The sequence below is a fragment of the Sphingomonas sp. 2378 genome (genome assembly GCF_038084995.1).
GTDB lineage: Bacteria > Pseudomonadota > Alphaproteobacteria > Sphingomonadales > Sphingomonadaceae > Sphingomonas.
Window position 1 is genome coordinate 24,572 of sequence record NZ_JAXCMJ010000015.1, and the last position, 24,904, is coordinate 49,475.

Here is a 24,904-nt window from a genome sequence, read left to right on the forward strand (position 1 = left end):
CTCCGCAGGATTGGCAGCCCCATGGATATCCGCCTCGGCCTCACCTTCGACGACGTGCTCCTCGTGCCCCAGGAGTCCGACGTTCTGCCGAGCACCGCCGACACGCGCACGCAACTGACCCGCTCGATCGCGCTCAACATCCCCGTCCTGTCGGCGGCGATGGATACCGTGACCGAGGCCGACATGGCGATCGTCATGGCGCAGCTTGGCGGCATGGGCGTGCTGCACCGCAACCTCACGCTTGAACAGCAGGTCGCTGCTGTCCGCCAGGTCAAGCGGTTCGAGAGCGGCATGGTGGTCAACCCGATCACCATCTCGCCCACCGCGACGCTCGCCGAGGCGCAGGCGCTGATGGCGCGCCACCGGATCAGCGGCATTCCCGTCGTCGAGTTCGACGGGCGTCTGGTCGGCATCCTGACCAACCGCGATGTGCGCTTCGCCGAGAACCCGCAACAGCCCGTCTCCGAACTGATGACGCATGAGGACCTGGCGACCGTCAAGGTCGGGGTCGGCCAGGACGAAGCGCGCCGCCTGCTCCATGGGCGGCGGATCGAGAAGCTGCTGGTCGTCGATGAAAGCTATCGCTGCGTCGGCCTGATTACCGTCAAGGACATCGAAAAAGCGGTCACCTATCCGTCGGCGACCAAGGACGCCGCCGGTCGCCTGCGCGTCGCCGCCGCCTCGACGGTGGGGGAGAAGGGTTTCGAGCGGACCCGCGCGCTGATCGAAGCGGAGGTGGACTGCGTCATCATCGACACCGCGCACGGCCATAACCGCGACGTGGCGCGTGCGGTCGAGGCGGCCAAGAAGCTGTCCGACACGGTGCAGGTGATCGCGGGCAACGTCGCCACCGCCGCCGCCACCCGTGCGCTGATCGACGCGGGTGCGGATGCGGTGAAGGTCGGGATTGGGCCGGGCTCGATCTGCACCACCCGCGTCGTCGCGGGCGTGGGCGTACCGCAGTTGACCGCCGTGATGGACTGCGCCGAGGAAGGCTGGAAGTCGGGCGTCCCGGTGATCGCCGATGGCGGTCTGCGCACCTCGGGCGATCTCGCCAAGGCGCTGGCGGCGGGCGCGGGGGCGTGCATGGTCGGTTCGCTGCTGGCGGGCACCGAGGAAGCGCCGGGCGAGACGTTCCTGTATCAAGGTCGTGCTTATAAATCCTATCGTGGCATGGGCTCGGTCGGGGCGATGGGCCGGGGCTCGGCGGATCGCTATTTCCAGGGCGATATCAAGGACCAGATGAAGCTGGTACCCGAGGGCATCGAGGGTCAGGTCGCCTATAAGGGCCCGGCGCGCGACGTCATCCACCAGTTGGTCGGCGGCATCAAGGCGGCGATGGGCTATACCGGCTCGGCGACGCTCAAGGACCTCCGCGAGCGGGCGCAGTTCGTCCAGATCACGGGGGCAGGCCTGAAGGAAAGCCATGTCCATGACGTGACGATCACGCGGGAAGCTCCCAATTACCCGACCCGCTGACCTGAAGGGGCTGTCCGCATGACGCCTGCCGCACGCACCCAAGCCGCGATCGAGTTGCTCGACGAGATCCTTGCCGCTGCGGCGAGCGGCGGGGCGGCGGCCGACACGCTGATCGCGCGCTATTTCGCGACTCGCCGCTATGCCGGATCGAAGGATCGGCGAGCGGTGCGCGAGCTGGTCTACGCCGCCATCCGTCAGGCTGGGCCGGTGCCTGTCTCGGGCCGCGCGGCGATGGTCGCGATGGCGGACCGTGATCCGGCGCTCGCCGCGACCTTTGACGGACAGGGGCATGGGCCCGCGCCAATTACCCCGGACGAACCCCGCGCCGAGGGGGGCATCGCACCCGATTGGCTGGTCGAGGCGCTGACCGCGTCCGGGTTGGACGAAACGCAGCAGGCGGCGCTGGTCGATCGCGCGCCGCTGGACGTCCGGGTGAACAGCCTTGCCACGACACGGCAGGCGGTGCTGGAGCAACTGCCTGACGCGACCCCCACGCCGCTCGCACCGCTGGGGATTCGCCTCGTGAGCGGGACGCCGATCGAGCAATCCGATCTCTATCGTGCCGGTCTGGTCGAGGTACAGGACGAGGGCAGCCAGTTGGTCGGGGCCGCACTGGCGGCGCAACCCGGCGAATGGCTGGTCGATCTGTGCGCCGGGGCAGGCGGCAAGACGCTCCAGATCGCCGCCGCCATGGACAATCGCGGAGCGCTGCTCGCCTGCGATATCGACCGGGCGCGGTTGCAGAAGCTGCCACCGCGTGCCGAACGCGCGGGCGCGACGATCATCGAGAGCCGCTTGCTCAATCCCGGTCGTGAGGCGGAGATGCTGTCCGACTGGGCGGGCAAAGCGGACGGGGTGCTGATCGACGCGCCCTGTTCGGGCACCGGCACCTGGCGTCGCAACCCGGAGGCGCGCTGGCGGCTGACCCCCGATCGCCTGGCGCGCCTGCGCGTGATGCAGGAGCAGGTGTTGTCGGTCGGGGCCGGGCTGGTCAAGCCGGGCGGGCGGATGATCTATATCGTCTGCTCGCTGCTCGATGCCGAGGGGACGGAGCAGGTCGCGGCGTTCCTGGCGAGCCATCCCGGCTGGTCGACCGAGCCGGTCGAACCGGCGGTCGGTGCACGGCATGGCCTGGGCCATCGGCTCGATCCCGCCAGCCACGGCACCGACGGCTTTTTTGTCGCCTGCCTCCGGGCCCCATGCTAGCATTCGGCTCAGTGCCCAGTCCGGAGTTCCTCATGCGTTTGACGTCCCTGGCCGCCGCCGTCGCCCTGGCGATGGTATCGGTTTCCACCTCGCTCAGCGGCCAGCGCCCCGACAGCCAGATCGACGCTCGGTCGCTGCAACTGCTGGAGCAGGGACGCAGCCTGAAGGCGGCGGGCAATCTGGACGGTGCGACCGACGTGCTGGAAACCGCGGTGACGGTCGATCCGCGCAACCGCGCCGCCTTCGTCCTGCTGGCCGAGGTCGCGGATGCGCGCGGGCTGCCGGGCAAGGCGATCCGGCTTTATCGCGAGGCGCTGTTGCTCGATCCCAACGACCTGAAGGCATTGCGCGGGCAGGGCGAGGCGCTGGTGCAGCGCGGCGCGGTCGCGCGCGCGAAGGATAATCTCGCCAAGATCAAGACGCTCTGCAAATCCGACTGCGCCGACGCGACCGCGCTCGCCGCGCAGATCGCCAAGGGCCCGCCCGCACCGGTGACGACCGCGCAGGTCGATACCAAGGGTCAGACGAAGCAGTAACGATCCTCCCCGCGAACGGGGAGGTGGCAGGGCGGAGCCCTGACGGAGGGGGGCTTCCGCACAGCATGTCCTATGCCGGACGCCCCCTCCACCACCGCTTCGCGGCGGTCCCCCTCCCCGCGCGCGGGGAGGATGTTCACGCCAGCGCGCGGGCCAGGGCGATGAACTCTTCCACCGACAGCGTTTCCGCCCGACGTGCGGGGTCGATCCCGATCGATTCCATCGCCTCGACCGCACCGGCGACCGGCTTCAAACTCTGGCGCAACATCTTGCGACGCTGGCCGAAGGCGGCGGCGGTCAGGCGTTCCAGCGTGCGGAAACTCACCCCCTCCGGCGCGGGCTTGGGCGTGATGTGGACCACCGCCGACATCACCTTGGGCGGCGGGGTGAAGGCGGAGCGGTGGACCGGCATCGCAATCCGCGATTCGCTGCGCCACTGGGTCAGCACCGCCAGGCGACCATAGGCCGACTGGTCGGGCGCGGCGACGATCCGCTCCGCCACTTCCTTCTGAAACATCAGCGTGCAGGACTGCCACCAGGGCAGCCACGCCCCCGACAGCCAGCCGACCAGCAGCGGCGTCCCGACATTATAGGGCAGGTTGGAGACGATGTGCGGTTTGCTCTCGAACAATTCCGGCGCGTCGATGCGCAGGGCATCGCCCTCGATCACCTTCAACCGCCCCGGAAAGGCCTCCGCCAGTTCGGCGAGGGCGGGGATGCAGCGGCGGTCGCGCTCGATCGCGGTCACGCGTCCGCCCGCCATCAGCAGCGCGCGGGTCAGGCCACCGGGACCGGGGCCGATCTCCAGCACCTCCTGGTCGGTCAGATCGCCCGGAATGGCGGCGATCCGGGCCAGCAACTGGCCGTCGAACAGGAAATTCTGGCCCAGCGACTTGGCCGCCGACAGGCCATGACGCGCGATCACCTCGCGCAAGGGGGGCAGGGGCGTGACGGGGTCCATGTCAGGCGGCGGCTTCGGCCCGGCGTTTGGCGGCATCGCCCGCCATGGCGATGGCGGCGATCATCGCGCCGGGATGCGCGCGGTCTTGCCCCGCGATACCGAAGGCGGTCCCGTGATCGGGCGAGGTCCGCACGATCGGCAGGCCCAGCGTGATGTTCACGCCTTCATCGAAATGGAGGGTCTTGATCGGCACCAGCGCCTGGTCGTGATAGCAGCACAGTGCCGCGTCATAGGCGGCACGCGCGCGCGGGTGGAACAGCGTGTCGGCGGCGAAGGGCCCCGTCGCGTCGATCCCCTCGGCGCGAAGCTGTGCGATGGCGGGTTCGATCAGCTCGATTTCCTCGCGCCCGATCGCGCCGCTCTCGCCCGCATGGGGGTTGATCCCGGCAAAGGCGAGGCGCGGCGTCTTGATCCCGAAATTCTTGCACAGCCCGCGCGCGGTCGCGCGCCCCTTGGCGACGATCAGATCAATGGACAACAGCCCCGATACGGCGGCGAGCGGGACATGGGTGGTAATCGGCACGACCCGCAAGGACGGCCCCGCCAGCATCATCACTGCATTTTCGCCCGCGACCCCGCAACGCTCCGCCACGAATTCGGTCTGGCCGGGATGGCTGAAGCCGATGCCGTAGAGTTGCGCCTTGCTGACCGGTCCCGTGACCAGCGCACTCGCCGCCTCCGAGCGGACCAGCCCGACCGCCAGTTCCAGCGCATGGAGCGCACAGCGCGCGCCCTCGACATCCGGCTGGCCCGGTCGAATCTCGCCCCCATCGTCGACGGACAGGATGGGCAGTGCTTGGTCGAATGCGGCGACGGCGGCCGCCATGTCCGACACCCGGACGGTGGGACCGCTCCACACCCGCTCGATCGCGCGTGCGTCGCCGACCGCCAGGAAGGGCGGCAGTCCGGCATCGGCCCGCGCGGCCCAGGCCTTGGCGATGATCTCCGGCCCGATCCCCGCCGGGTCGCCCATCGAGATCGCGAGTGGCCGGATCATCGCTTCGGTCCCATCAGCGATATTCGATCACCGCGTCGCGCCGAAGATCGCGCATCTTCTGGTTCGCGCGCAGGTTGACCCGCTGTTGTTCGACCTGGTTCTGGATCTGGTCGCTGGTCGGCAGATTGCCCGAACGCGGCTCCTCACGGTCGCACAGCACCAGCGAGCGGACACCCTGTTCCGGCGAACCGAAGGGCGGCGTCGCCTGGCCGATCTGGAGCTTCAACAGGATTTCCTGAAGCGGCGCCGGCAACTGGCGGATGGTGACCTGGTCGTTGTCGACCACCTCGGCCTTCAAGGTCGTCGCCACGCGCTGCACGTCGCCACAGCCCCGGATCGCCTGCGTCGCCTTGGCGAATTCGGCGGCCCGCGCGCTGGCCTGGGCCTGGGTCGTGCCCGCCGGGAACTTGACGGTCAACTGCTTGAGCGACAGGCGCGAATCGCGCGGATCGGCGGTCAGCACCTGGCGCTTGTCGGTCAGATACAGGATCGAGAAGCCGCCCGGAATCTGGATCGGTCCGGCGACCTGGCCGACCTCCATCTGCTGCGCCGCCGACTGAAGCTCGGGCGGCAGTTGCGCGGCGCGGACCCAGCCCAGGTCGCCATTGACCGCGCGGGTCGACGCCTCGGAAAAGCTGCGCGCGAAATATTCGAAGGGCTGCTGCCCCTTCTGGATTTCGGCGATGATCTGGCGCGCATTGGCGAAGACCTGCTGCTGCGTCGCCTCATTGGCCGAAAGGAAGATTTCCTTGAGGTTATATTCCTCGGTACCCTTGGCGGCTTCCAGGCGGGCGCGGATCGCATTCACCTCTTCGTCGCCGACATTGACGAACGGCTCCACGCGCTTGCGAAGGTAGCGGCTCCAGGCCAGCTCACCCTCGATCTGGCGGCGCATCGATCGATCGGACGAACCGACCGAGCGCAGGAAGGTCGTCATCGCGGTCGGCGTCTTGCCGAACTGTTGCGAGAAACGGGCATAGGCCTGGTTGATCTCGTCCGGCGTGACCGTGATGTCGGCGGTCTTCGCCTCCTGAATCTGCAACGTCTCGTCGATCAACTGACGCAGGATCTGCATGCGCAGGCGGTCGCGATCCTCGGGCGACAGGTTGGTGACGTTGTTCAGCGCCATGGCCAGCGCCATGCGCTGGTCGATGTCGGTCTGGGTCAGCACCGTCTCATTGACGATGGCGGTCGGCTTGCGGACATTGGGGTCCAGCTTGCCGAAGAGTTGCAGGTTGGAGGGGATGTTCAGCCCGCCCGTATCCGGCACCGCCTGATCGGGCACGGTCTGCGCCAGCGTGCCGGCGGCCGCGGCAGCCATCATCATCGTCACGCCCGCGCGAAGAAAGCGGCCCTTGGTACGAATGTCGTTCTTCACCGTGTCTGTGATCCTCATCGCGCCTGAATGGGGCGCGTAACCGTCGCGATATGGCTCGACCATGCTGAATACCGGCTTAGCGACCGAGATTGGTGAACGCCAGCGTCAACAGGAAGCTGTTGCCCGCCCGCGCGTCGCCCGTGTTCACATAGTCCCGCCGCCAGGTGAAGCCCAGGCGGAGGCAGTCATCCTCATATTGCACGCCCAGCCGGTGGCGAATCGGATCGAAGCCGTTGGACAGCGAAAGCGCGTCCTCGGCGCGGTCGGTCAGGTCGATCACGGTCGATCCGAAGGCCGACCAGAAGCGCGCGAACTGCACCCGCCCGGCCAGCCGGACTTCCTCGCGATCCTGCAAATCCTCGATCGATGTGAAGATGTTACGATTCAACCGCAGATAGCCCGCCTGGAAATAGGTGGAGCGGGAGCCCACCGTCGCGTCGATCTCGTTCCGGCGAACCGCGAAGCTGTCCTTGTCCAGGCGGAAGCGGTGGGTCAGCGAGACGAAATCGCGGAACCGCAGCTCGGTCCGCCCGACGATATCCGACCACCGATCCGACAGGCCGGTGCCCGGATAGAGGATGGTCGGGCGGTCGTTCAGGCGAAAACTCTGCCCGACGATCGTGTCGAAGGTGAAGCCCGGCAGGGTCAGCGCCCATTGCGCGCCATAGGTGATGCGGGTCGAATCCTCGAATCGGTCGTAACCGGGGAAGCGGTTCAGCGCGAAGAGGTTCGAGTCCTCCAGATCGACCGAGCGGGCATCCTCGTTCGGGATTTCGACATTCTTGATCTTGGGGCTGGCGACGATCTGCACGCGCGGGGTGAAGCGCTGGCTGCCGCCCCAAAGCTCACCGACGAACGGCCATTTCACATCGACCGCGACCGCGCCGATCGCGCGCCCCTGAAAACCTTCCAGCCCCTGATAGACGAGCGGGGTGGAGACGATGTTGTTGGAATTATAGGCATCGCCACGGCCATAGGCGGTGAAGGTCACCTCCTGGCCCCAGTTGGTCAGGCGGCGCAGGTCCCAGCGCAGGCTGGCGAAGGCGCGCTGCGTATCCTGGCCCGCCGTGCGGCTGATCGCCAGCGTGTTGAGCTGCATCTCGAACTTGCCGCCGAGCAGGCCGTCGTCGAAGCGGCGGCGATAGTCGATCTCTGGCAGGGCGATCGGCTGCTGACCCTGCGGATCGTTGACGCGCAGCGTTTCGACATACCAGCCGGTCAGCGAGAAATAGCTGTCCTTGTCGATATGTTCGAGGCTGGCGGTGGTGCGCAGCCGGTCGTCGCGCGAAATGTCGTAGCGGCGCAGGAAGGTGCGGTCGGTGGTGATCCGCATCGACCCCGACAGGCTCCATTCGGGCGAGAATTGGTAGCGCCCGACCGCGTCCAGATAACCGCGAAACGCCTGGGTCGTGTCGGTCGGGTTCAGCGTGTTCAGGTCGTCGCTGCGGCGGCTGGCGGTGCCATAGCCGGTGACCCGGAACGCGCCCTTGGTGCTCAGCGCCTCATATTGCGCCTCCAGCATCGGCAGAACGGCGGTGAAGACATGGGGCGTGACGGTCAGCCCCCTGTTGGGCGCCAGCCGCCAGTAATAGGGGACGGCGACCTCGACGCCGTTGACCCGGTCCAGCCGGATATCGGGGGTCAGAAAGCCGCTGTCGCCGCCCGGTCCGACCGGCGCGGACAGACGCGGCAGCGGGATGGTGGGCAGGCCGAACAGGTTCAGCCGCGCGCCGTTGAAATAGACGCGCTGACGGTCGGGGCGATAGGTGACGCGGACCGCCGTGATCTTCCATGACGGCTCCTTGGGGCAGCCTTCGGAGGTTTCGACGGCGCAGGGGGTATAGGCCGCGCGTTCCAGATTGACGGTGCCGTCCTGTTGCCGCGTGCCCCGGTCGGCGGCCAGGCGTCCGCCCTGTTCCAGCACGACCAGCATATTGTCGACCACGCCGTCCTTCAGCGAATCGGTCAGCTCGATCTGGTCGCCATAGGCGATGTCGCCTTCGGGATTGGTGATGGCGATGTTGCCGGTCGCCAGCACCTTGCCCGTCTTGCGGTTCCAGGTGACCTTGTCGGCGCGCAGCCGCTCGCCCTCGCGGAACATGCGCACCTCGCCCGTGGCGGTGACGATGTCGGCGTTGAGGTCATATTCAAGCTGGTTGGCGCTGAACCGCACCTGATTGGGGTCTTCGGGCGCGGCCCCTTCCGATGGCGGCGGCGAGACGGCGCGGTCCTGAAGGTCCTGCGCGGCGGCGGGCGCGGCCGCCAGCAAGGCCAGGGACAGGGTGAAGGGCAGGGCGCTGCCGGTCAGAAGCGTCATTCGCAACACGATGATATCTGGTCCGATCCTTGCCGACACGAAGAGAAAGCCGCCCCGGGGCGGGGCGACGCCGCTGAACGCCCGCCTATCGCATCACCGGCGGCTTGCTGCAATCGCGCGCTTGCCACCACGGACCAAGAGCCTAGATGATAGCAACTGTTACGAGTTCATCAGAGGGTTCCCATGCAGATCGCCTTTACTTCCACCGTCGACGCCAGCGACGTCCTCGTCGTCCCGATCTCGAAGGACGGCGGGTTTACCGGACCGGCGGGGGGGGAGAATATGGCGGCGATCGGCAAGGCCGCAGCCGAGGCGGCGAAGTTCAAGGGCGAGGCGGGATCGCTGGTCGAGGTCTATGTGCCCATCGACGGTGCCGTGCGCCGCGTCGTGATGCTGGGTATCGGCGAGGGCAAGGACGCCGAATGGCGCAAGGCGGGCGGCGCGCTGACCGCCAAGCTGCTGACCAGCGCCGGCTCGGCTACGGTGCTGCTGACCGGGCTGGGCACCAAGCCTTCGGCCGATGCGATCGCGGAATTTGCGGGTGCGGCGGTCCAGCGCGGCTGGCGTCATGACGTGTACCGGACCAAGCTGCCCGAAACGTCCAAGCCGACCCTGACCCGGATTGCGATCGTCGATGCCGGGGCGGATGCCGAAGCGGCCTTCGCCCGCGTCCATGCGGTCAATGGCGGGCTGGAGCTGACCCGGACCTTGGTGTCCGAGCCGCCGAACAAGCTCTACCCCGAAACCTTCGTCGAACGCGTGCTGGCCGATGTCGACGGGCTCGGCCTGGAAGTCACCGTCCTGGACGAGGTGCAGATGCGCGACCTGGGCATGGGCGCGCTGCTGGGCGTCAGCCAGGGTTCGGTCCGCGAGGGGCGGCTGCTGGTCCTCAAGTGGAATGGCGGCGATGTGGGTGCCGAGACGCTGGCGCTGGTCGGCAAGGGCGTGACCTTCGACACCGGCGGCATCTCGATCAAGCCCGCCGCGGGCATGGAAGACATGAAGTGGGACATGGGCGGCGCGGGTGCCGTGGCGGGCGCGATGAAGGCGATCGCCGCGCGCAAGGCCAAGGCCAATGTCGTCGGCGTCATGGGGCTGGTCGAGAATATGCCCGACGGCAATGCGCAGCGTCCCGGTGACGTCGTCACCTCGATGTCGGGCCAGACGATCGAGGTCATCAACACCGACGCGGAAGGTCGCCTGGTGCTGTGCGATGCGCTGACCTGGGTCCAAAAGGTGCATGCGCCCTCGACCATCGTCGATCTCGCGACGCTGACCGGTGCGATGATCATCAGTCTGGGCAGCGAGCATGGCGGCCTGTTCGCCAACGACGACTCGCTGGCCGACGCACTGCTGGCGGCGGGTCGCGAGACGGGCGAGAAGCTGTGGCGCTTCCCGCTGGCGGATGCCTATGACAAGCTGATCGACAGCCAGATCGCGGACATGAAGAATGTCGGCCCGCGCGGTGGCGGCTCGATCACGGCGGCGCAGTTCCTGAAGCGCTATATCAATGAGGGCGTCGCCTGGGCGCATCTCGATATCGCGGGCATGGTCTGGTCGGACAAGCCGGGCGTCAACCATGACAAGGGCGCGACCGGCTATGGCGTGCGTCTGCTCGACCGGTTCGTCGCCGACCGGTTCGAGGCCTGACCGACGGGGGCGGCGCGGTCATGCAGGTCGACTTCTATCATCTGACGATCGCGCCGCTCGACCGGTTGTTGCCCGTCATTGCCGAGCGGGTGATGGCGGGGGGCAACCGCCTGCTGATCGTCAGCGCCGATGCGGGCCAGCGCGCTGCGCTCGACCGGCAATTGTGGACGATCCCGCCGGACGGCTTCCTGCCCCATGCGCAGGCGGGCGAGGGCGACGATGCCGCGCAGCCGGTGCTGATCGCCCCCGACACGAAGGCGACGAACGGCGCGCGGCATGTGGCGCTGGCCGATGGGATATGGCGCGACGAGGCGCTGGACTTCGACCGGGCCTTCCACTTCTTCGACGGCGACCGGATCGGCGAGGCACGCACCGCCTGGCGCACGCTCGCCGATCGGGAGGGGGTGGAGCGCCGTTACTGGAAACAGAACGACCAAGGCCGCTGGGAACAGGCGGCCTGACCCTGTCCGGGCAGGCGGTGCGGGCCGGAAAGCTCCGGCCCGCGACCTACCCTCACGCCGGTCGCTGATCCTCCAGCAATTGCAGGATTTGCCCGCGCGGCCCGAACGCGCCGATCGTGCCGTTCTGCATGTGCATGATATGGTCGACCCGGTTGAGCAGCGGCGGGCGGTGGGTGACCACGATCACGATGCTGCCCTCGTCGCACATATCGGCGATCAGCTCGGCCAGCATCTGCTCGCCATCGCCGTCCATGTTGGAGGTCGGATCGTCGAGCAGCAGCAGGAACGGTTTGCCGAAGACCGCACGCGCCACCGCGATACGCTGGCGCATACCGGCGGGCAGGGTCAGTCCGTCGCGACCGACGATGGTCTCATAGCCTTCGGGCAGGCGCAGGATCAGGTCGTGCACCCCTGCACGCCGGGCGGCGGCGATGATCGCGTCGGTGGAGGCAGCCGCATCGAAGCGCGCGATATTCTGCGCCACGGTACCGTCGATCAGCTCGATATGCTGCGGCACATAGCCGATATATTTGCCGAGTTCCTCGGTATCCCATTGATCGAGCGACGCACCGTCGAGGCGGATCACGCCGCGCGCCGCCGGCCAGACCCCGGCCAGCGCATGGAGCAACGCGGTCTTGCCCGAGCCCGTGACGCCCATGATGCCCAGTGAGTCCCCGGTGTTCAGGATGATGCCGATATTGCTGACCACCGGACGCTGGGCGCCGGGGGCGACGACGAAAAGCTGGTCGGTCGACATCTCCGCCTGGGGACGGGGCAGCAGCGTGGTGACGTCGCGCAAGGGCAACTGGCCGAGCAGGATGTTGAGGCGATCGAGCGCCCCGCGTGCCGTCTTCACCTCGCCCCATCCGCTGACCACCTGATCGAGCGGCGCGAGCAACTGATAGAGCAGCAGCGCGGCGATCAGGGCGGTGCTCCAGGCCGCCCGGTCGCTGAACGCCAGACCGGCACCGATGGACAACAGGACGATGAACAGCATCAGGCGAACGCCGCGCGCCGCGCCCGCCAGCCCGACCGAACGCCGGTGCAGCGCCCGTTCGGTCAGGATGGTGTCCTGCGCCATGCCCAGCCAGCGCTGGCGCAGGCGGCTTTCCATCCCCATGGCGCGTGCGGTCAGCGCGTGGCGACGCCCTTCCTCCGCCGACAGCCACCGCAGCGGGCGCATCTCGGCCAGCCATTCGGCCCGCCGCCCCGCCGATCCGCCCATCGCCCAGCCGACCAGCCCGGTCACGATCATCGCGGCCAGACCCGCAACGCCCAGCCAGACATGGAGCGCGAACAACATGATGAGCGCGATCGGCGCGACGCACAGGTCGATCAGCGCGGCGGGCATGGGGCCGGTCAGGAAATGGCGCAACCGGTCGGCGTCATGGACGGGGCCCAGGCCATCGCCCTCCAGCACGCCGGTCCGCGCGACGAAGGCGACGCCGTCATGGACGCGCGGCGCAAGCTGCTGATCCACCGCGCCCGCCACGTCGAAGAGCAGCCGCGCCCGCAAGGTATCGAGCAGCCCGAACACGCCGTACAGCACGACACCCAGCAACAGCAGACCCCAAAGGGTGGCGACATTGCGTCCCGGCACCGCCGCATCGGCCAGCACGCCGACCAGCAGCGCACCGAACATCAGCATGAGTTGCAGCACGACGCCGATCGCCACCGCCGCGATCACCCCGCGCCGCAAGGTCGAGGACAGGACCGCGCGGTCGTCCGGTGCGGCCGACAAGGCCGATGTACTCTCACCCCAGATGACTCGTGCCATGCGTATTTGGTCCCCTATAGTGGCCCGGCTGTAACACGGCGTCCTGCACTCCGACAGCGGCGGCGGGCGGCGAAGACGGCTCGGTTTGACACGGTTTGCGGCCCTTCTATAGCGCGCAAGCGATTGGCAAGGGGGCAATGATTGAAACGGCTCGCGCTGATGGTCGGCTGGATGCTTCTGGCCCTGGCATGGGGGTTGGCGCTTTGCCCGGTGGTGGGGCGGGTCTGGCCGCTGGCGGATGCCTTCGCCTCCTTCCTGCCGCTGGCGCTGGTGCCGCTAGTCGCGGCATTCGCGATATCGCCGCATCGTCGGCGGGCGGTGTTCCTGGCACCGGCGGCCGGGGCGTTGCTGTTGATCGCGTGGCCGATCGTCAGCGAAGTCTCCGAGAGGCCATCTGTGGGCACAATCCCGGCCGGGGCGACGCGGATCGTTCTGGTGACCCACAATCTGCACGGCGGGCGGACCAGTCCGGATCGCGCCGCGCGGGTGCTGATCGAGAGCGGCGCGGACGTGCTGCTACTTCAGGAAGCGACCGGGGCCGAGCCCTTGTTCGAGCGCTTGTCGCGGACCTTCCCCTATCGCAGCGCGTGTCGCGGTTGCCAGTTGGCGATTCTCTCACGTCTGCCGATGGGGCCGGTTCGCTGGCGGCTGCCCGCGCGTGGGGGCGGACTGGTCGGCCCCGCGCTCTTCAGGGCAGAGATCCCGCTCGATCGGGTCGGTACGTTGACCGTCGCGACCGTCCATGCGCCATGGCCCTTCCCGCCGGGACCGCAGGCGCGGTTCCGATCGTCGCTGATCGATGCCGTTCGACAGGGGGCGAGCGATCATCTGGTGCTGACGGGCGACTTCAACCTGACCCCCTGGGGGCAGGGCATGGCGATGCTGGACGATGGGCTGCGACCGATGACGCGGGTGACGCGCGCGCTGTTCAGCTTCCCCGCGCGGGTCGGCGGACGGGATTGGCCGTTGCCGCTGCTGCCGATCGATCAGATTTTCGTCGGGCGCGGGGTCATCGCCGGACGGGTCGACACGCTGCCCCATACCGGCTCGGACCATCGTGCGGTGCGGGCCGAGCTCTACGTCCTGCCAGACCCGGCCTGACCGCGATCAGCGCCGGAGCGCGCGGTCCATCATGAAGGCGATCTTGCGGCGCATCCGGTCCGTCCGCAGACGCATCTTGGCGGCGCGCGTCTGTTTCCCCGCAAAACGCGCCGGACCGATGGTGGAGGGGCGATAGGCCTCCATGATGGGGAAGGGGAAGAGGCAGCGATTGGGAATGCCGTTCTCCCAGAAGCGATCCGTCTGATCGTCGATCGGGCGGACCGCGTCGTTGTAGAGTTCCAAGAAGCGCGCAGCGGCCTTCTTGGTGATGAAATAGCCCTGCGCACCATAAGGCTTGCCGTAGAGGCGCACGACGTAAAAGCCCGGGACCGGCCAGTTGCGACGATCGGGCAGATGTGGCGAGGGGAGTTTGTAAAAGAGCTTCAGATACTCCATCCCCTCGGCGGCATAGTCGATCGCGCAGAGCATCCGGATGGCCGCCCAGTCGGCGATGACATCGTCCTCCAGGATCAGATACTGGTTGGTCGTCGGGTCCGCCACCAATTGCCGCCAGAGTGCGGCATGGCTGGAATAGACGCCGATCTCGCCGGGTTGCAGCGGACGGCCATGATGGCGGATCGCGGCGGCCTCGTCATAATGGATGCCGACCGGCTCGCGATGCGCATCGAAGAACCGCCAGTCCAGGTCCTCCCCCTCGATCGAGCGGGAGAAGGCCTCCCGCCGATCGATGGCGCTCGTCAGGCTGATGACGTGGATCGGCGTCGTCATGGCGCTTTCCGTACGCGCATCGGTCTTGGCCACAGGCTATCCTTTTCGTCTGGCGATCGACGGGCGCGGTGCGATCAGCGCCCCGTCCGTGGTTTCACGATAGCGGGGCTGGCGGGCGTCGTCACCGGGGGAGCGGGCGGCACCTCCAGCGGAACGACCGCCGTGTCGACGCGCAGCGCGCCGGACGGATCGCGGATCGGGCGTTCGTCGCGGATGACGTTGCCGCTGACCAGATTGTCCGCCCCTGACAGCAGCGGGGTCAGCAACGGCACGTCGCCGCGCCGCTTCACGCGATCGAAATTGGCGTTGGTGTCATAGGCGGGCAGGCCGGTAATCAGCTTGGGCGCTTCCAGATTGCCCATCGCCGACAGAAGCTGTGCGCGGGCGATATATTCGCTCGCCTCGGCGGTGGCATAGCTGGTGCGGATGTTGAGCAGGTCGCGCGCCAGGTCGAGCACGTCGAGCGTGGTGCGGTCGCCCGCCTTTTCCTGGATGACCGCGCCGTCATAGGCCGCCTGCGCCGCCGCCGACGCGGCACGCAGATGTTCGAGCGAGGCGAGCGCGGCGCGATGCGCGTCCCAGGCCTGCGCCACCGACTGCCGCGTCTCGCGCAAGGCGGCGTCGACCAGGCGCCAATCGGCGTCATTCTGTTGCCGCGCCCGCTCGATCGACAGGCGGCGCACGCCCGAATCGATCAGCGGCATGGTGACGACCACCGAGGAGCGCAGGTCGGTCGTGCGAAGCTGGTTCTGATAGAGGTTGGTGGGACCATAGGTGCCGCTGCTCTCCAGCGACACGTTCGGGTTGCGCTCGGCCTTGGCGGCGGCGACGGCGGCGCGCGACGCCTTTTCGCGCGACTGGGCGCCGCGGATGATCGGGCTGCCATTCTCCGCGATGCCATAGGCCGCTTCGAGCGAACCGACGCCTAGTGCGATTTGCGGCGGCGCGGTGAGTTCGCCCGGAAGACCGCCCGTCGCCTGAAGGAAGAGCGCCTGGCTCGCCCCCAATTGTCCTTGCGCGTTCAGCAACTGCGCCCGGCCGAATTCGACGCGCGTCTGCACCTGCTGCAAGTCGCTGGAGGTGATGTCGCGGACCGCGAAACGCGCGCGCCCGTCGCTAAATTGGCGTTCGAGCAGCGCGAGGTTCTGCCGAGCCAGTTCCACGATGTTGCGGTCGCGGATCACGCCGACATAGGCGGAGATGACGTCGAACATCGTCGATGCCTCGACCAGTCGCAACTGTTCGCGCTCCAGCGCGATCTGGGCCAGTGCGTTCTGCTCCTGCGAGGCGCGGCGACCGAAGGACAGGACCGGCTGCGAGAAGATGATCTGTGCGGTGCTGGAAAACCCCTCGGGCCGGTTGAACAGGCCGGGGAAGATCTCGCTGCGGGTACGGGTGAACTGGTGCGAGCCCTGGAGCGTGACCTGCGGGCCGTAATTGGCGCGCGCCAACGGGTAGAGCGTGTCGACCGACTTCAACGTCGAACGCTCCGCCACCAGCGTCGGGTTGCTCCAATAGGCGCGCGCGATCGCGGCCTCCAGCGTGGTCAGCGTCGGCGTCGCATTGGCGGCCAGCGTGCCTTCCGGCGTCTCGCGCGGCAGTTGCGGCTCCAGCGGCTGCGGCATGCCGGCGGCGGTCGGAACCTGCGCCAGCGCCACGCCCGATGCCGACCCCATCAGGGCCAGGATCGTCAATCCGGCGCATACCCCCAGCGCCTTCCCCCTGTTCACCATCATCGCCCCACTCCGTATCTTAATTGTCTCGGAAAGCCCGCTCGAACTGATCGCGGAGCGGCTTCGTAATGTAAGAGATCATCGTCCGGTGGCCGGTTTCGATGAACACCTCGGCCGGAACGCCGGGGCGAAGCTGGATTTCGGGATAGCGGCGCAACTCGGCCTCCTCGATCGCGACGCGCACCGGATAGAAGGCCTGCTTGCCCTCCGGATCGGTCGAGCGGTCGGCGGCCACGGTCACGACGCGGCCATGGATTTCGGGCGTCGCGGTCGAATTGAGCCCGCTGAAGCGGATGCGTGCCTGCTGGCCGACCCGCACCTGATCGATGTCGAGCGGCGACACGCCCGCCTCGACCATCAACTCGTCGCTGTCGGGCACGATCTCCATGATGACCTCGGCCCCGCGCACGACGCCGCCGATGGTGTTGAAGGCCAGCTTGTCCACCACCCCGTCATAGGGCGCGCGAAGCACGCTGCGATCCTGGGCATCGACCGCCGAGACACTGCGCACCTGTTGCTGGTTCAGCGTATTGTTGATCTCGGCCAGCCGCGTGCCCGCTTCCGAACGGCGCGTCTCGCCCAGCTGGATGATCTGTTCGCGCGCCTCGGTGATGCGCGCCTGGGTGGAAGCGATATTGGCCTGGAGCGCGCCGACATTGCCCTGAAGATCGGCGGCGGTGCGTTCGAGCTGGTTGCGGCGGCTGATCGTGACCAGCCCCTTTTCCCACAGGTCCTTCACGCCCTGACGCTCGGGATTGATGAGCGCGGTCTGTTGTTCCAGCGCGTTGATCTGCGCGCGATAGGCGCCGATCTGCTGCTCATATTGCCGCACCCGCGATTCCAGCTGGGCGATCAGGCCCGACTGCTCGGTCTTGCGGATGGTGAACAGCTTGCGCTCGTCGGCCATGGCGCGCTGCGCACCCTCGCCGCCATTCACCAGTTCCGCCGGGAAGGTGATGGTCGGCGCACCCAGCCGCTCCGCCTCCAGGCGCGCGCGCTGGGCGAGCAACTGGTCGACGCTCAGGCTGGAGAAGCGGGCATCGGCGTCGGTCACCCGATCGTCGAAGCGCATCAGCACCTGGCCCTTGCGGACCCGCTGGCCGTTCTCGACCAGGATTTCGGAAATGACGCCGCCCGCCGGATGCGCGATCCGCTTGATCCGGCTCTTTACCCCGACCTGACCGGGGGCGATCACCGCGCCGCCGATCGGGATCAGCGCACCCGCCAGCCCGAAACCCAGCACCAGCACGAGGATCGCGGTCAGCGCGATGCGGAACTGCCGCTTGGCGCTGCGCAGCGGATCGTAAAGAGGGGCCCCTTCGTCGATCGCGGTCAGGCGCGTGCCGGGGCCGCCGGTGGTGACGATGCCGTTCATGACTTGCTTTCCTCAAGGGTACGCTCGGGCGTGGGCGTGCCGTTGGGCAGCGCCGCGCGCGTCAGATGCTCCATGACCTGATCGCTCGGCCCGAATAGCTCGATACGTCCGTCACGCAAATACATGATCTTGTTGACTTGTCCCAGGACGCTGGGACGATGGGCGATGACCACGACGATCCCGCCACGCTGGCGGACCGACCCGATGGCGGCGGCCAGGGCGGCCTCCCCCTCGGCATCGAGATTGGAATTGGGTTCGTCGAGCACGATCAGGAACGGATCGCCATAGAGCGCGCGGGCCAGGCCGATACGCTGCCGCTGCCCGGCGGAAAGCTCGCGGCCATCCTCGCCGATCTGCGTGTCGTAACCGGCGGGCAGGCTGGTAATCAGTGCATGGACGCCCGCATCGCGCGCGGCCGCGATGATCGCCTCCGACGTGGCCTCGGGGTCGAAGCGGGCGATATTCTGCGCGATGGTCCCGCCGACCAGTTCGACCGACTGCGGCAGATAGCCCAGCGACCGGCCCAGATCGTCGGGCCACCATTGATCGAGCGCCGCGCCGTCCAGCCGAACCGCGCCCGCCTGGGGTGGCCAGAGCCCGATCAGCGCGCGGCCCAGCGTCGTCTTGCCGGCGCCGCTGGGGCCGATCAGGCCGAGCGCGTCGCCGGGGTTGAGGCGGAACTGAACGCCGTGCAGCGTGGTGCGCTGCGTACCCGGCGGGCCGACGACCAGGTTTTCGACCAGCAGGCTCCGGTGCGGGGCGGGCAGGCGGGTCATGCCGGGATCGGCGACGGGCACGCGGGTGAAGAGTTGCTTCAACCGCGCCCAGCCCTGACGCGCGCCGACCAGATTGCGCCAGTTGGCGATCGCCTGATCGACCGGGGCCAGCGCGCGGCCCGACAGGATGGACGAGGCGAAGATCACCCCACCGCTGGCCTTGCCGTTGATGACGAGCAGCGCGCCGACGCTGAGGATCACCGATTGCAGCAGCAGGCGCAGCACCTTGCTGACGCCGCCCAGCTTGGCGCTCTCGCGCGAGACGCGGTTGGACAGGGTGACATACTGGTTGTTCACCCGCTCCCACCGGTCGCGCATCCGCTCGCGCATGCCGAGTGCGGCGAACAGTTCGACATGGCGCATATTGGATTCGGCCATGGCGTTGCGGACCGACGACATCTGGTGAAGGTCCGACGAGGGCTTCTTCATCACCCGGTTGGTGACCAGCGTCAGCGCCAGCAGGATCAGCGCGCCGATCAGGGTCGTGACGCCCAGCCAGACATGCAGCATGAACAGCACGCCCAGGAAGAACAGGATCCAGGGCAGGTCGATCATGGTGGCAAGGCCGGTGCCGCTGATGAAGCTGCGCACCTGGTCCAGATCGCGCATCGGGCCCAGGCCGTCGCCCTGCGTCACCCGACCGTCGAGCGACATCTGCCCCATCGCGCCCTGCACCCGCCGCGACAGCGCACGGTCCAGCCCGTTGCCGACATCGGACAACAGCCCGGCACGCAGATTCTCGAACAGCCCCTGAAAGGCATAGGCCAGCGTGACCATGATCAGCAGGCCGACCAGCGTCGGGATCGACCGCCCCGGCAGCACCGAGTCATAGACCATCATCATGTAGATGGAGCCGGCCAGCAGCAATATGTTCAGGATGGCGCTGACCGCCACGATCATGCCGAAGACCGATCGAAACCGGCGCAACGCCATGCGCAGATCGTCTTGTCCCCCGTCGGCTGTACGCAAAACCCGGCCCTTCCTTACGCCACATGTCCCATCGCGCCGGGTCCCCGACGCTGTCATGTTCGTGGGCTATAGGCCCGATTGGTTAACGGGCCCATTGCTGCACCACCCCAACACGGCGCAATGTCACGATAATTGCAGGTTCGGCGTCGCTTCACCACGCGGGGAATTGAAACCGTCGTCACTTTTGTCCCCAAATGACACGTCCCCGCCGGACGTGACCGGGGACGGCCGTCATGCGACCTTTCGGCGCAGCTTCCCCAGCATCGCGGCGGCATCACGTTCCAGCCCTGCGGGGCGGCCCATCGCGAACCAGATGGCGAAGCGGGTCACCAGATAGACCAGACCACCGACGATGACGCGCAGGATCAGTTCCTGGGCCAGATCGAAGCCCCCGATGACCCGCCAGCCGCGATCGGCGACGGCCCAGACGCCCAGCGACATCGTGATGCATCCGATCAGGGTGGGCATATGCGTGGCGATCTGCCGCATGATGCTGACGCCTGCCAGACGGCGGGCCAGCACCATCCCGACACTGACCTGATACAGCCCCGCCAGAACGCGCGTCGCGACGAGGCCGGGGACGCCGAAGAAGATGGCGCCCAGCACCATCAGCGGCAGGCGGACGAGCAGGACCTGCAAATCGCGCATGAACAGCAACCGGACATAACCCAGCGCCATGCCCAGCGGCGTCGCCAGCCCGGCCACGCCCTGAAGCCCGAAGATCACCGCGAACGCCTGGATGATCGGCACGGCGGGCAGCCATTTGGCGTTCAGGAACAGCGCGACCATCGGTTCGGCGACCAGCGCGAAGCCGACGCCCACCGGCACGCCCAGCGCGACCAGCAGCCGGTCGGCCTTGATATAGGCGGCGGTCAGGCGCGGCTTGTCGTGCTTGATCGACGCGAAGGCGGGAAACAGCGTCTTGGTCAGCGGCAGCGTCGTCTCGCGCGTCGCCAGATTGGCGAGGTTGAACGCGACATTATAATAGCCGAGCACGGTGGGCGTCGCGATCTTGCCGACCATCAACTGGTCCGCGCGCCAGTTGAGCGCGTTCACCAATTGCGACGCGCTGGTCCAGACCGAGAAGGACAACAGCGTCCGCCAGCTTCCCAGCGAGAAGCGGGGCAGGCGGGGCATGATGCAATAGGAGACGATGACGTTGGACGCGTACATCGCGACGATCCCGGCGACGATCGCCCAATAGCTCTGGAAATACCAGGCGACCGCGACGGCGACGATGACGTTGCTCATCTTCGATGCGGAGGACAGGACGAATTCCTGCCAGAAAACCAGCCGTCGCTGGAACACCGCCAGCCAGGGATTGGCGAGCCCGGACAGCAGTGCGCCGCCGCCCAGGACGATCAGGATCGGGATCAGCCGCTGATCGCCATAGATATGCGCGACGAAGGGGGAGGAGGCGGACAGCACGACCGCGATCGTGACCCCGCGCAACGCCGACAGGGTCCAGGCCGAATGGAAATCGGCATCGGTCGGCTCGTCCAGCCGGATCAGCGCCTGCGACAGCGACATTTCGGTAATGGAGGTGACGATCTGCATCAGCGTCGCCGCGATCGCGACCAGGCCGAAATCGGCGGGGACCAGCAGGCGCGCCAGGATGACCGTGCTGACCATCCCCGAAAGATTGACGACGACCCGCGCCGCCGTCAGCCACATGCTCCCCTTCGCGATCCGCTTTCCGACACCTCCGGCTGTGTTGCTCATGCTATCCTATTCCCGATGCGGCCCAAATTCAGGCCGCCCGCCGCCCGCGCGACCGTGATGTGACGCGCCGCCGATACCCGCTCCATCGGGGCTTTCCTACAGCTATAAAAGGAACATATGAAGAACAATGTCCCGGACGGTCCCGTTCGCGGCATTTACAGGGGGAAGAAGAGCCATGGCCGATCCGTTCAACATCGACAGCCTGAGCGCGCCGTCGCGCGCACCTTTCGCCATCGCGCCGAGCGATAGCGTGCCGTTGGCCGTGGTGCCCAAGCGGCTGTTCGTCGGCACCGGCGGCCATATCACGCTGCGCGGGGTCGATGGCGCGGCGGATGTCGTCTATCGCAATGTCGCGAGCGGGGTTTACCTGAATGTCCGCCCCGGCTTCGTCCGCGCCACGGGCACCACCGCCGCCGACCTGATCGGGGAGGCGTGAGCGATATGGCGGGGGACTATTCGGGCAATCGCCCGGCCTTCGGCAATCCGCGAATGCTGGCGGATCAGGACCGCTATATGTTCTGGGCGACCGGCGCGCGGGTGCCTTCGGGTACGCTCGTCACCGCGCAGGCCGACACGCGCTTCGTCATGACCAAGCTGATCTTCGGTTCGCCGCAATATGCGATCGACCATCTCCGGCTTCATTATTCGGGCTTCGCCTGCACCGAAGGGGGGAACAGCCCGCAGGAGACGGTGCTGCCGGGAAACGCGACTATTATATATGGCGTCTGGATCGCGGTGAACGGCGGCGAAGCGCGGGCGTGCAGCTTCGGAGGAGCGGCGGGGACGAGCATCGCCAGCGGCGCGCTGGGGGTGTGGACCGACGACCTGTCGGTCGCGGTGCCGCCGCTGGCGCAGGTGACGGTCTATACGCTCTATGCGACCGCCGCCGGGGAGAAGCAGATCCCGGTGCACCAGATCATGCGCCAGCGCGGCGAGCGGGTATGGGGTGCGGACAATGCGGCGGCGCTGATCGCGCTGATCGGCACGGACACGGCCAGCACCGGCTCGCTCGAAGGGGCATCCTTCCCGGCCTATTACGGCCCGGACTTCATGGTCGCCAAGGGGTGGGACGGGCGTCCGGTGCCGCTGGTCGTGTGCGATTCGATCGGCGAGCGGCAGTCCGATAGCGTGCTGGCCGCCGATACCCGGCGCAATATGGGATGGCTTCGTCGCTGGCTCGATCGGGACGGCCCCTATGGGCGTATTCCGCACATGATGATCGGCCTGCCGGGCGCGGCGTCCAAGCGCGAACTGATCTCGACCAACTCGGCCAAACGCTGGGATATCGTCGATCAGGTGGTGGCGATGAACGGCGGGCGGCGGCCCTTCACCTGCATCCTCAACCAGATGGGCCGCAACGATTATGAGAGCGGGAGCTATGCGACGACCCGCGCCAACTGGAAGGCGCTGAACGACCGTATCCTAGCGCGTCACCCCGGAACGCCGATCATCGCGGTCGGGCAGGTCATTCATCCCAACTCCACCGACGGGTTCCGGACGCTTGCGAACCAGGGATATCAGGTCGGCGGCGAATGGCCGAACGGTGTCCGCTACCAGTTGGAGGCCGACAAGGAGGCCGGGATGGACGGCACGCTGGCGGGCTATATCGACGTGATGCGCGCCGCCGGTCTGGCCGATACGCAGGGCAAATGGCCAGAACCCTTCTTCGTCACGACCCTGGCGCAGCAGGCGGGGACCGACGGCACGGCGACCTATGACAGCATCGTCCTGGCCGATGCGCCGGAACTCGGGGACGTCCTGCAATGGATACCGGGCGGGGCGGTCGACTTCGCATCCGTCATCGCGATCACCGGTCAGCCCGGCGCCTGGACGTGCAAGCTCAGCTATAACGGCGCACGAACGGTGGTCGCCGCCGGAGGAGAGGTCTTCGCGCCCAACGCCAATGACGGATCAGGCACCCCGCGGACCGGCACCCATCCGCGACCGCGCATGATCCGGGCGATCGCGGAGCGCGTCTCCCAGATGGACAAGGGCAAGCTACGGTAAAGCCTTTTGGAAAATTCATGGTCCGGGACCGCAATTCGGGTCTCGGACCATCTTTCCCGCGAATCCGATTCGTTTTTCGCTTACGGCAGAACGTGCATCAGTAGCGGTGAACCGTTGGCCGCCAAGGAGCGGCCTCATCTTCGGCAGAATGCCAAGAGCGATTCCGGCCTCTTGCCGCCGAGAGTCATCGCGCTTTCTTGATTTTGTAGTTTTATTTTCATCCAAACGGGCGAGCGGTGTCATTCGGACGACTGAATGACCTATTCGCACCAAAGCCGCGCCCATCGGACAGGAACCGTTCATATTCCCAGATAAGGATCGTTACGATATGGTTATAATATCATATCGTTTGCAATCGCGGAAATCCGCCATTTTCGCAATGACCGATGTGTCGGAGCAATTGCTACACTGACCATTGCTTCGTGATCTTGGTCCCCCGCCCAATGAATAAGGGCAAAAGGCCGGAAGAACACGGCAGGGTCAACTTGGTTCCGTCGACCGAAACAGTGCGCCGCGTCGGGACTGCTCGCGCCGTCATATCCGCCTCATCATGGGACAGTCGCGAAAAGGGACGAAACATTTCTGCTGTTTTCTGGTTAACACGGCGCTAACCATCTGGTCATCAACACCGGCCGCATGGCCAGCACTGCAATCCAAACCGCTACTTAAAGCGAAAAACAGGGGAGTCCCTACAATGCCGAGTCGTCCCGACCTTCCGAACCAGAAGATCTCGTTCAACGAGAACGCCCGCACCATCTCGGGCAACATCCTGCAGAACGCGACCGACGCCGACGGCGACACGATCACCGTTGCTCGCGTCAACGACGGCTATGTCGCTGGCACGATCGGTGGCGGCAAGGGCGGCAATGTCTTCCAGGGCAAGTATGGCACGCTGACCATCGCTCAGGACGGCACCTACACCTATGAGCTGAACGCCGGTCTGAACATCAAGAACGGCCAGACCATGGTCGAAGAGTTCAAGATCAAGATCCGCGACAGCAGCGGCATGTACGATCAGGCCTATGTCTCGTTCGACATCGGTGGCGAAGCCAACCGCAAGCCGGTGGCGGTCGACGACTTCGTGTCGACCAACTCGGGCATCGTGGGCGGCAACGTCCTCTTCAACGACAGCGATCCCGATGGCGATACGCTGCACGTCGGCGGCGTGATCGATCTGGCCACCAAGACCAACTATCACATCACCGACATGACCGACGTGCAGATCAAGGGCGTCTACGGCACCCTGACGATCAGCAGCAACGGCGCCTTCACCTACCAGGTCGACTATTCGGACCCCGACACCATCGCGCTGGGCGGTGCTCAGGGCGTCGAGAAGTTCGCCTACAAGCCGCATGACGGCCAGAATGGCGAAGGCAACAACACCGACTACGCCCTGCTGAACATCGCGTTCAACTCGGCCGCGCCGGCTCTCTAATTCGCGATCGGTCGCCGCCCACACGGCGACCGTTTTCGAACTCCGCCGAACGCCGGTGGCCGCAAGGTCGCCGGCGTTCGTGCGTCCGGCCTCCACGGCTGCCCGACATCCTTTGCCGCAATAGCTGGCGCGCCGACGACAGATGTTAACGGCCTTGGCCTGCCGCGAAATTTACGACGTTCCGACAATGTTTTAGTGTGTACGAAACGTTAACCCTAGGATGTAACCCGTCGTTTCCACCGTCGCTGCCACACGCTCCGCATCGGGAAGACCTCTGCTCTCTTCCCCGGAGAAG

At 66.9% G+C, this 24,904-nt stretch carries 19 protein-coding genes; 9 read left to right on the forward strand and 10 right to left on the reverse strand.

Features of this window, described 5'->3' with window-relative positions; genetic code table 11:
• Positions 1-21: 21 nt before the first annotated feature.
• The 3 genes from guaB to SM191_RS09655 are packed head-to-tail and all read left to right on the forward strand — an operon-like array spanning position 22 to position 3,221.
• Positions 22-1,479 carry an IMP dehydrogenase gene (gene guaB, locus SM191_RS09645; protein WP_307000243.1) on the forward strand — a complete coding sequence of 486 codons (1,458 nt, stop codon included), beginning with the start codon at positions 22-24 and terminating at the stop codon, positions 1,477-1,479.
• Between the two features lie 18 nt (positions 1,480-1,497).
• Positions 1,498-2,685 (forward strand): RsmB/NOP family class I SAM-dependent RNA methyltransferase, encoded by a 1,188-nt coding sequence (locus SM191_RS09650; protein ID WP_341506012.1) that lies wholly within the window; start codon positions 1,498-1,500, stop codon positions 2,683-2,685.
• 32 nt (positions 2,686-2,717) lie between these two features.
• Entirely contained in the window at positions 2,718-3,221 is a 504-nt protein-coding gene (locus SM191_RS09655) for a tetratricopeptide repeat protein (protein ID WP_341506014.1), read from the forward strand.
• 136 nt (positions 3,222-3,357) lie between these two features.
• Here SM191_RS09655 and rsmA read toward each other — a convergent pair whose 3' ends face one another.
• Genes rsmA through SM191_RS09675 form a run of 4 tightly spaced genes read right to left on the reverse strand, consistent with a single transcriptional unit; the run spans position 3,358 to position 8,874 of the window.
• The gene (gene rsmA, locus SM191_RS09660; RefSeq protein WP_341506015.1) at positions 3,358-4,182 is read right to left on the reverse strand and encodes a 16S rRNA (adenine(1518)-N(6)/adenine(1519)-N(6))-dimethyltransferase RsmA; all 825 of its coding nucleotides are present in this window, start codon (positions 4,180-4,182) and stop codon (positions 3,358-3,360) included.
• A gap of 1 nt (position 4,183) precedes the next feature.
• The gene (pdxA, locus tag SM191_RS09665) at positions 4,184-5,179 is read right to left on the reverse strand and encodes a 4-hydroxythreonine-4-phosphate dehydrogenase PdxA (protein WP_341506016.1); all 996 of its coding nucleotides are present in this window, start codon (positions 5,177-5,179) and stop codon (positions 4,184-4,186) included.
• Positions 5,180-5,192: 13 nt separating this feature from the next.
• A complete protein-coding gene (locus tag SM191_RS09670; RefSeq protein ID WP_307000254.1) occupies positions 5,193-6,575 on the reverse strand; it encodes a peptidylprolyl isomerase in 1,383 nt (460 codons plus the stop codon).
• Between the two features lie 58 nt (positions 6,576-6,633).
• A complete protein-coding gene (locus tag SM191_RS09675; RefSeq protein ID WP_341506017.1) occupies positions 6,634-8,874 on the reverse strand; it encodes an LPS-assembly protein LptD in 2,241 nt (746 codons plus the stop codon).
• 183 nt (positions 8,875-9,057) lie between these two features.
• Here SM191_RS09675 and SM191_RS09680 point away from each other — a divergent pair, with 183 nt between their 5' ends.
• Positions 9,058-10,524 (forward strand): leucyl aminopeptidase, encoded by a 1,467-nt coding sequence (locus tag SM191_RS09680; RefSeq protein WP_341506018.1) that lies wholly within the window; start codon positions 9,058-9,060, stop codon positions 10,522-10,524.
• A gap of 20 nt (positions 10,525-10,544) precedes the next feature.
• Positions 10,545-10,985 (forward strand): DNA polymerase III subunit chi, encoded by a 441-nt coding sequence (locus tag SM191_RS09685; protein WP_307000261.1) that lies wholly within the window; start codon positions 10,545-10,547, stop codon positions 10,983-10,985.
• 52 nt (positions 10,986-11,037) lie between these two features.
• Here the strand turns inward: SM191_RS09685 and SM191_RS09690 are convergent, their stop codons facing one another.
• On the reverse strand, positions 11,038-12,762 hold the full coding sequence (locus SM191_RS09690) for an ATP-binding cassette domain-containing protein (protein ID WP_341506019.1): 1,725 nt from the start codon (positions 12,760-12,762) through the stop codon (positions 11,038-11,040).
• Between the two features lie 141 nt (positions 12,763-12,903).
• On the opposite strand from SM191_RS09690, the gene SM191_RS09695 reads away from it, so the two are divergent.
• Positions 12,904-13,863 carry an endonuclease/exonuclease/phosphatase family protein gene (locus SM191_RS09695; RefSeq protein WP_341506020.1) on the forward strand — a complete coding sequence of 320 codons (960 nt, stop codon included), beginning with the start codon at positions 12,904-12,906 and terminating at the stop codon, positions 13,861-13,863.
• A gap of 6 nt (positions 13,864-13,869) precedes the next feature.
• Here the strand turns inward: SM191_RS09695 and SM191_RS09700 are convergent, their stop codons facing one another.
• The 5 genes from SM191_RS09700 to SM191_RS09720 all read right to left on the reverse strand — a co-directional run bounded on the left by SM191_RS09700 (position 13,870) and on the right by SM191_RS09720 (position 21,167).
• A complete protein-coding gene (locus SM191_RS09700; protein ID WP_341506021.1) occupies positions 13,870-14,625 on the reverse strand; it encodes a glycosyltransferase family 25 protein in 756 nt (251 codons plus the stop codon).
• Between the two features lie 41 nt (positions 14,626-14,666).
• Positions 14,667-16,328 carry a TolC family protein gene (locus SM191_RS09705; RefSeq protein WP_341506022.1) on the reverse strand — a complete coding sequence of 554 codons (1,662 nt, stop codon included), beginning with the start codon at positions 16,326-16,328 and terminating at the stop codon, positions 14,667-14,669.
• Between the two features lie 16 nt (positions 16,329-16,344).
• On the reverse strand, positions 16,345-17,700 hold the full coding sequence (locus SM191_RS09710) for an HlyD family type I secretion periplasmic adaptor subunit (protein WP_307000271.1): 1,356 nt from the start codon (positions 17,698-17,700) through the stop codon (positions 16,345-16,347).
• Entirely contained in the window at positions 17,697-19,409 is a 1,713-nt protein-coding gene (locus SM191_RS09715) for a type I secretion system permease/ATPase (RefSeq protein WP_341506023.1), read from the reverse strand. The genes SM191_RS09710 and SM191_RS09715 overlap by 4 nt, the downstream gene beginning before the upstream one ends.
• 267 nt (positions 19,410-19,676) lie before the next feature.
• Positions 19,677-21,167, reverse strand: a complete 1,491-nt coding sequence (locus SM191_RS09720; protein ID WP_341506024.1) for a lipopolysaccharide biosynthesis protein — start codon at positions 21,165-21,167, stop codon at positions 19,677-19,679.
• 175 nt (positions 21,168-21,342) lie between these two features.
• Between SM191_RS09720 and SM191_RS09725 the strand changes: the two genes are divergently transcribed.
• The 3 genes from SM191_RS09725 to SM191_RS09735 all read left to right on the forward strand — a co-directional run bounded on the left by SM191_RS09725 (position 21,343) and on the right by SM191_RS09735 (position 24,609).
• Positions 21,343-21,603, forward strand: a complete 261-nt coding sequence (locus SM191_RS09725; RefSeq protein WP_307000276.1) for a spike base protein, RCAP_Rcc01079 family — start codon at positions 21,343-21,345, stop codon at positions 21,601-21,603.
• Positions 21,600-23,174 carry a hypothetical protein gene (locus SM191_RS09730; protein WP_341506025.1) on the forward strand — a complete coding sequence of 525 codons (1,575 nt, stop codon included), beginning with the start codon at positions 21,600-21,602 and terminating at the stop codon, positions 23,172-23,174. The genes SM191_RS09725 and SM191_RS09730 overlap by 4 nt, the downstream gene beginning before the upstream one ends.
• 694 nt (positions 23,175-23,868) lie before the next feature.
• On the forward strand, positions 23,869-24,609 hold the full coding sequence (locus SM191_RS09735; RefSeq protein WP_307000280.1) for an Ig-like domain-containing protein: 741 nt from the start codon (positions 23,869-23,871) through the stop codon (positions 24,607-24,609).
• The last annotated feature ends 295 nt before the right edge of the window (positions 24,610-24,904 follow it).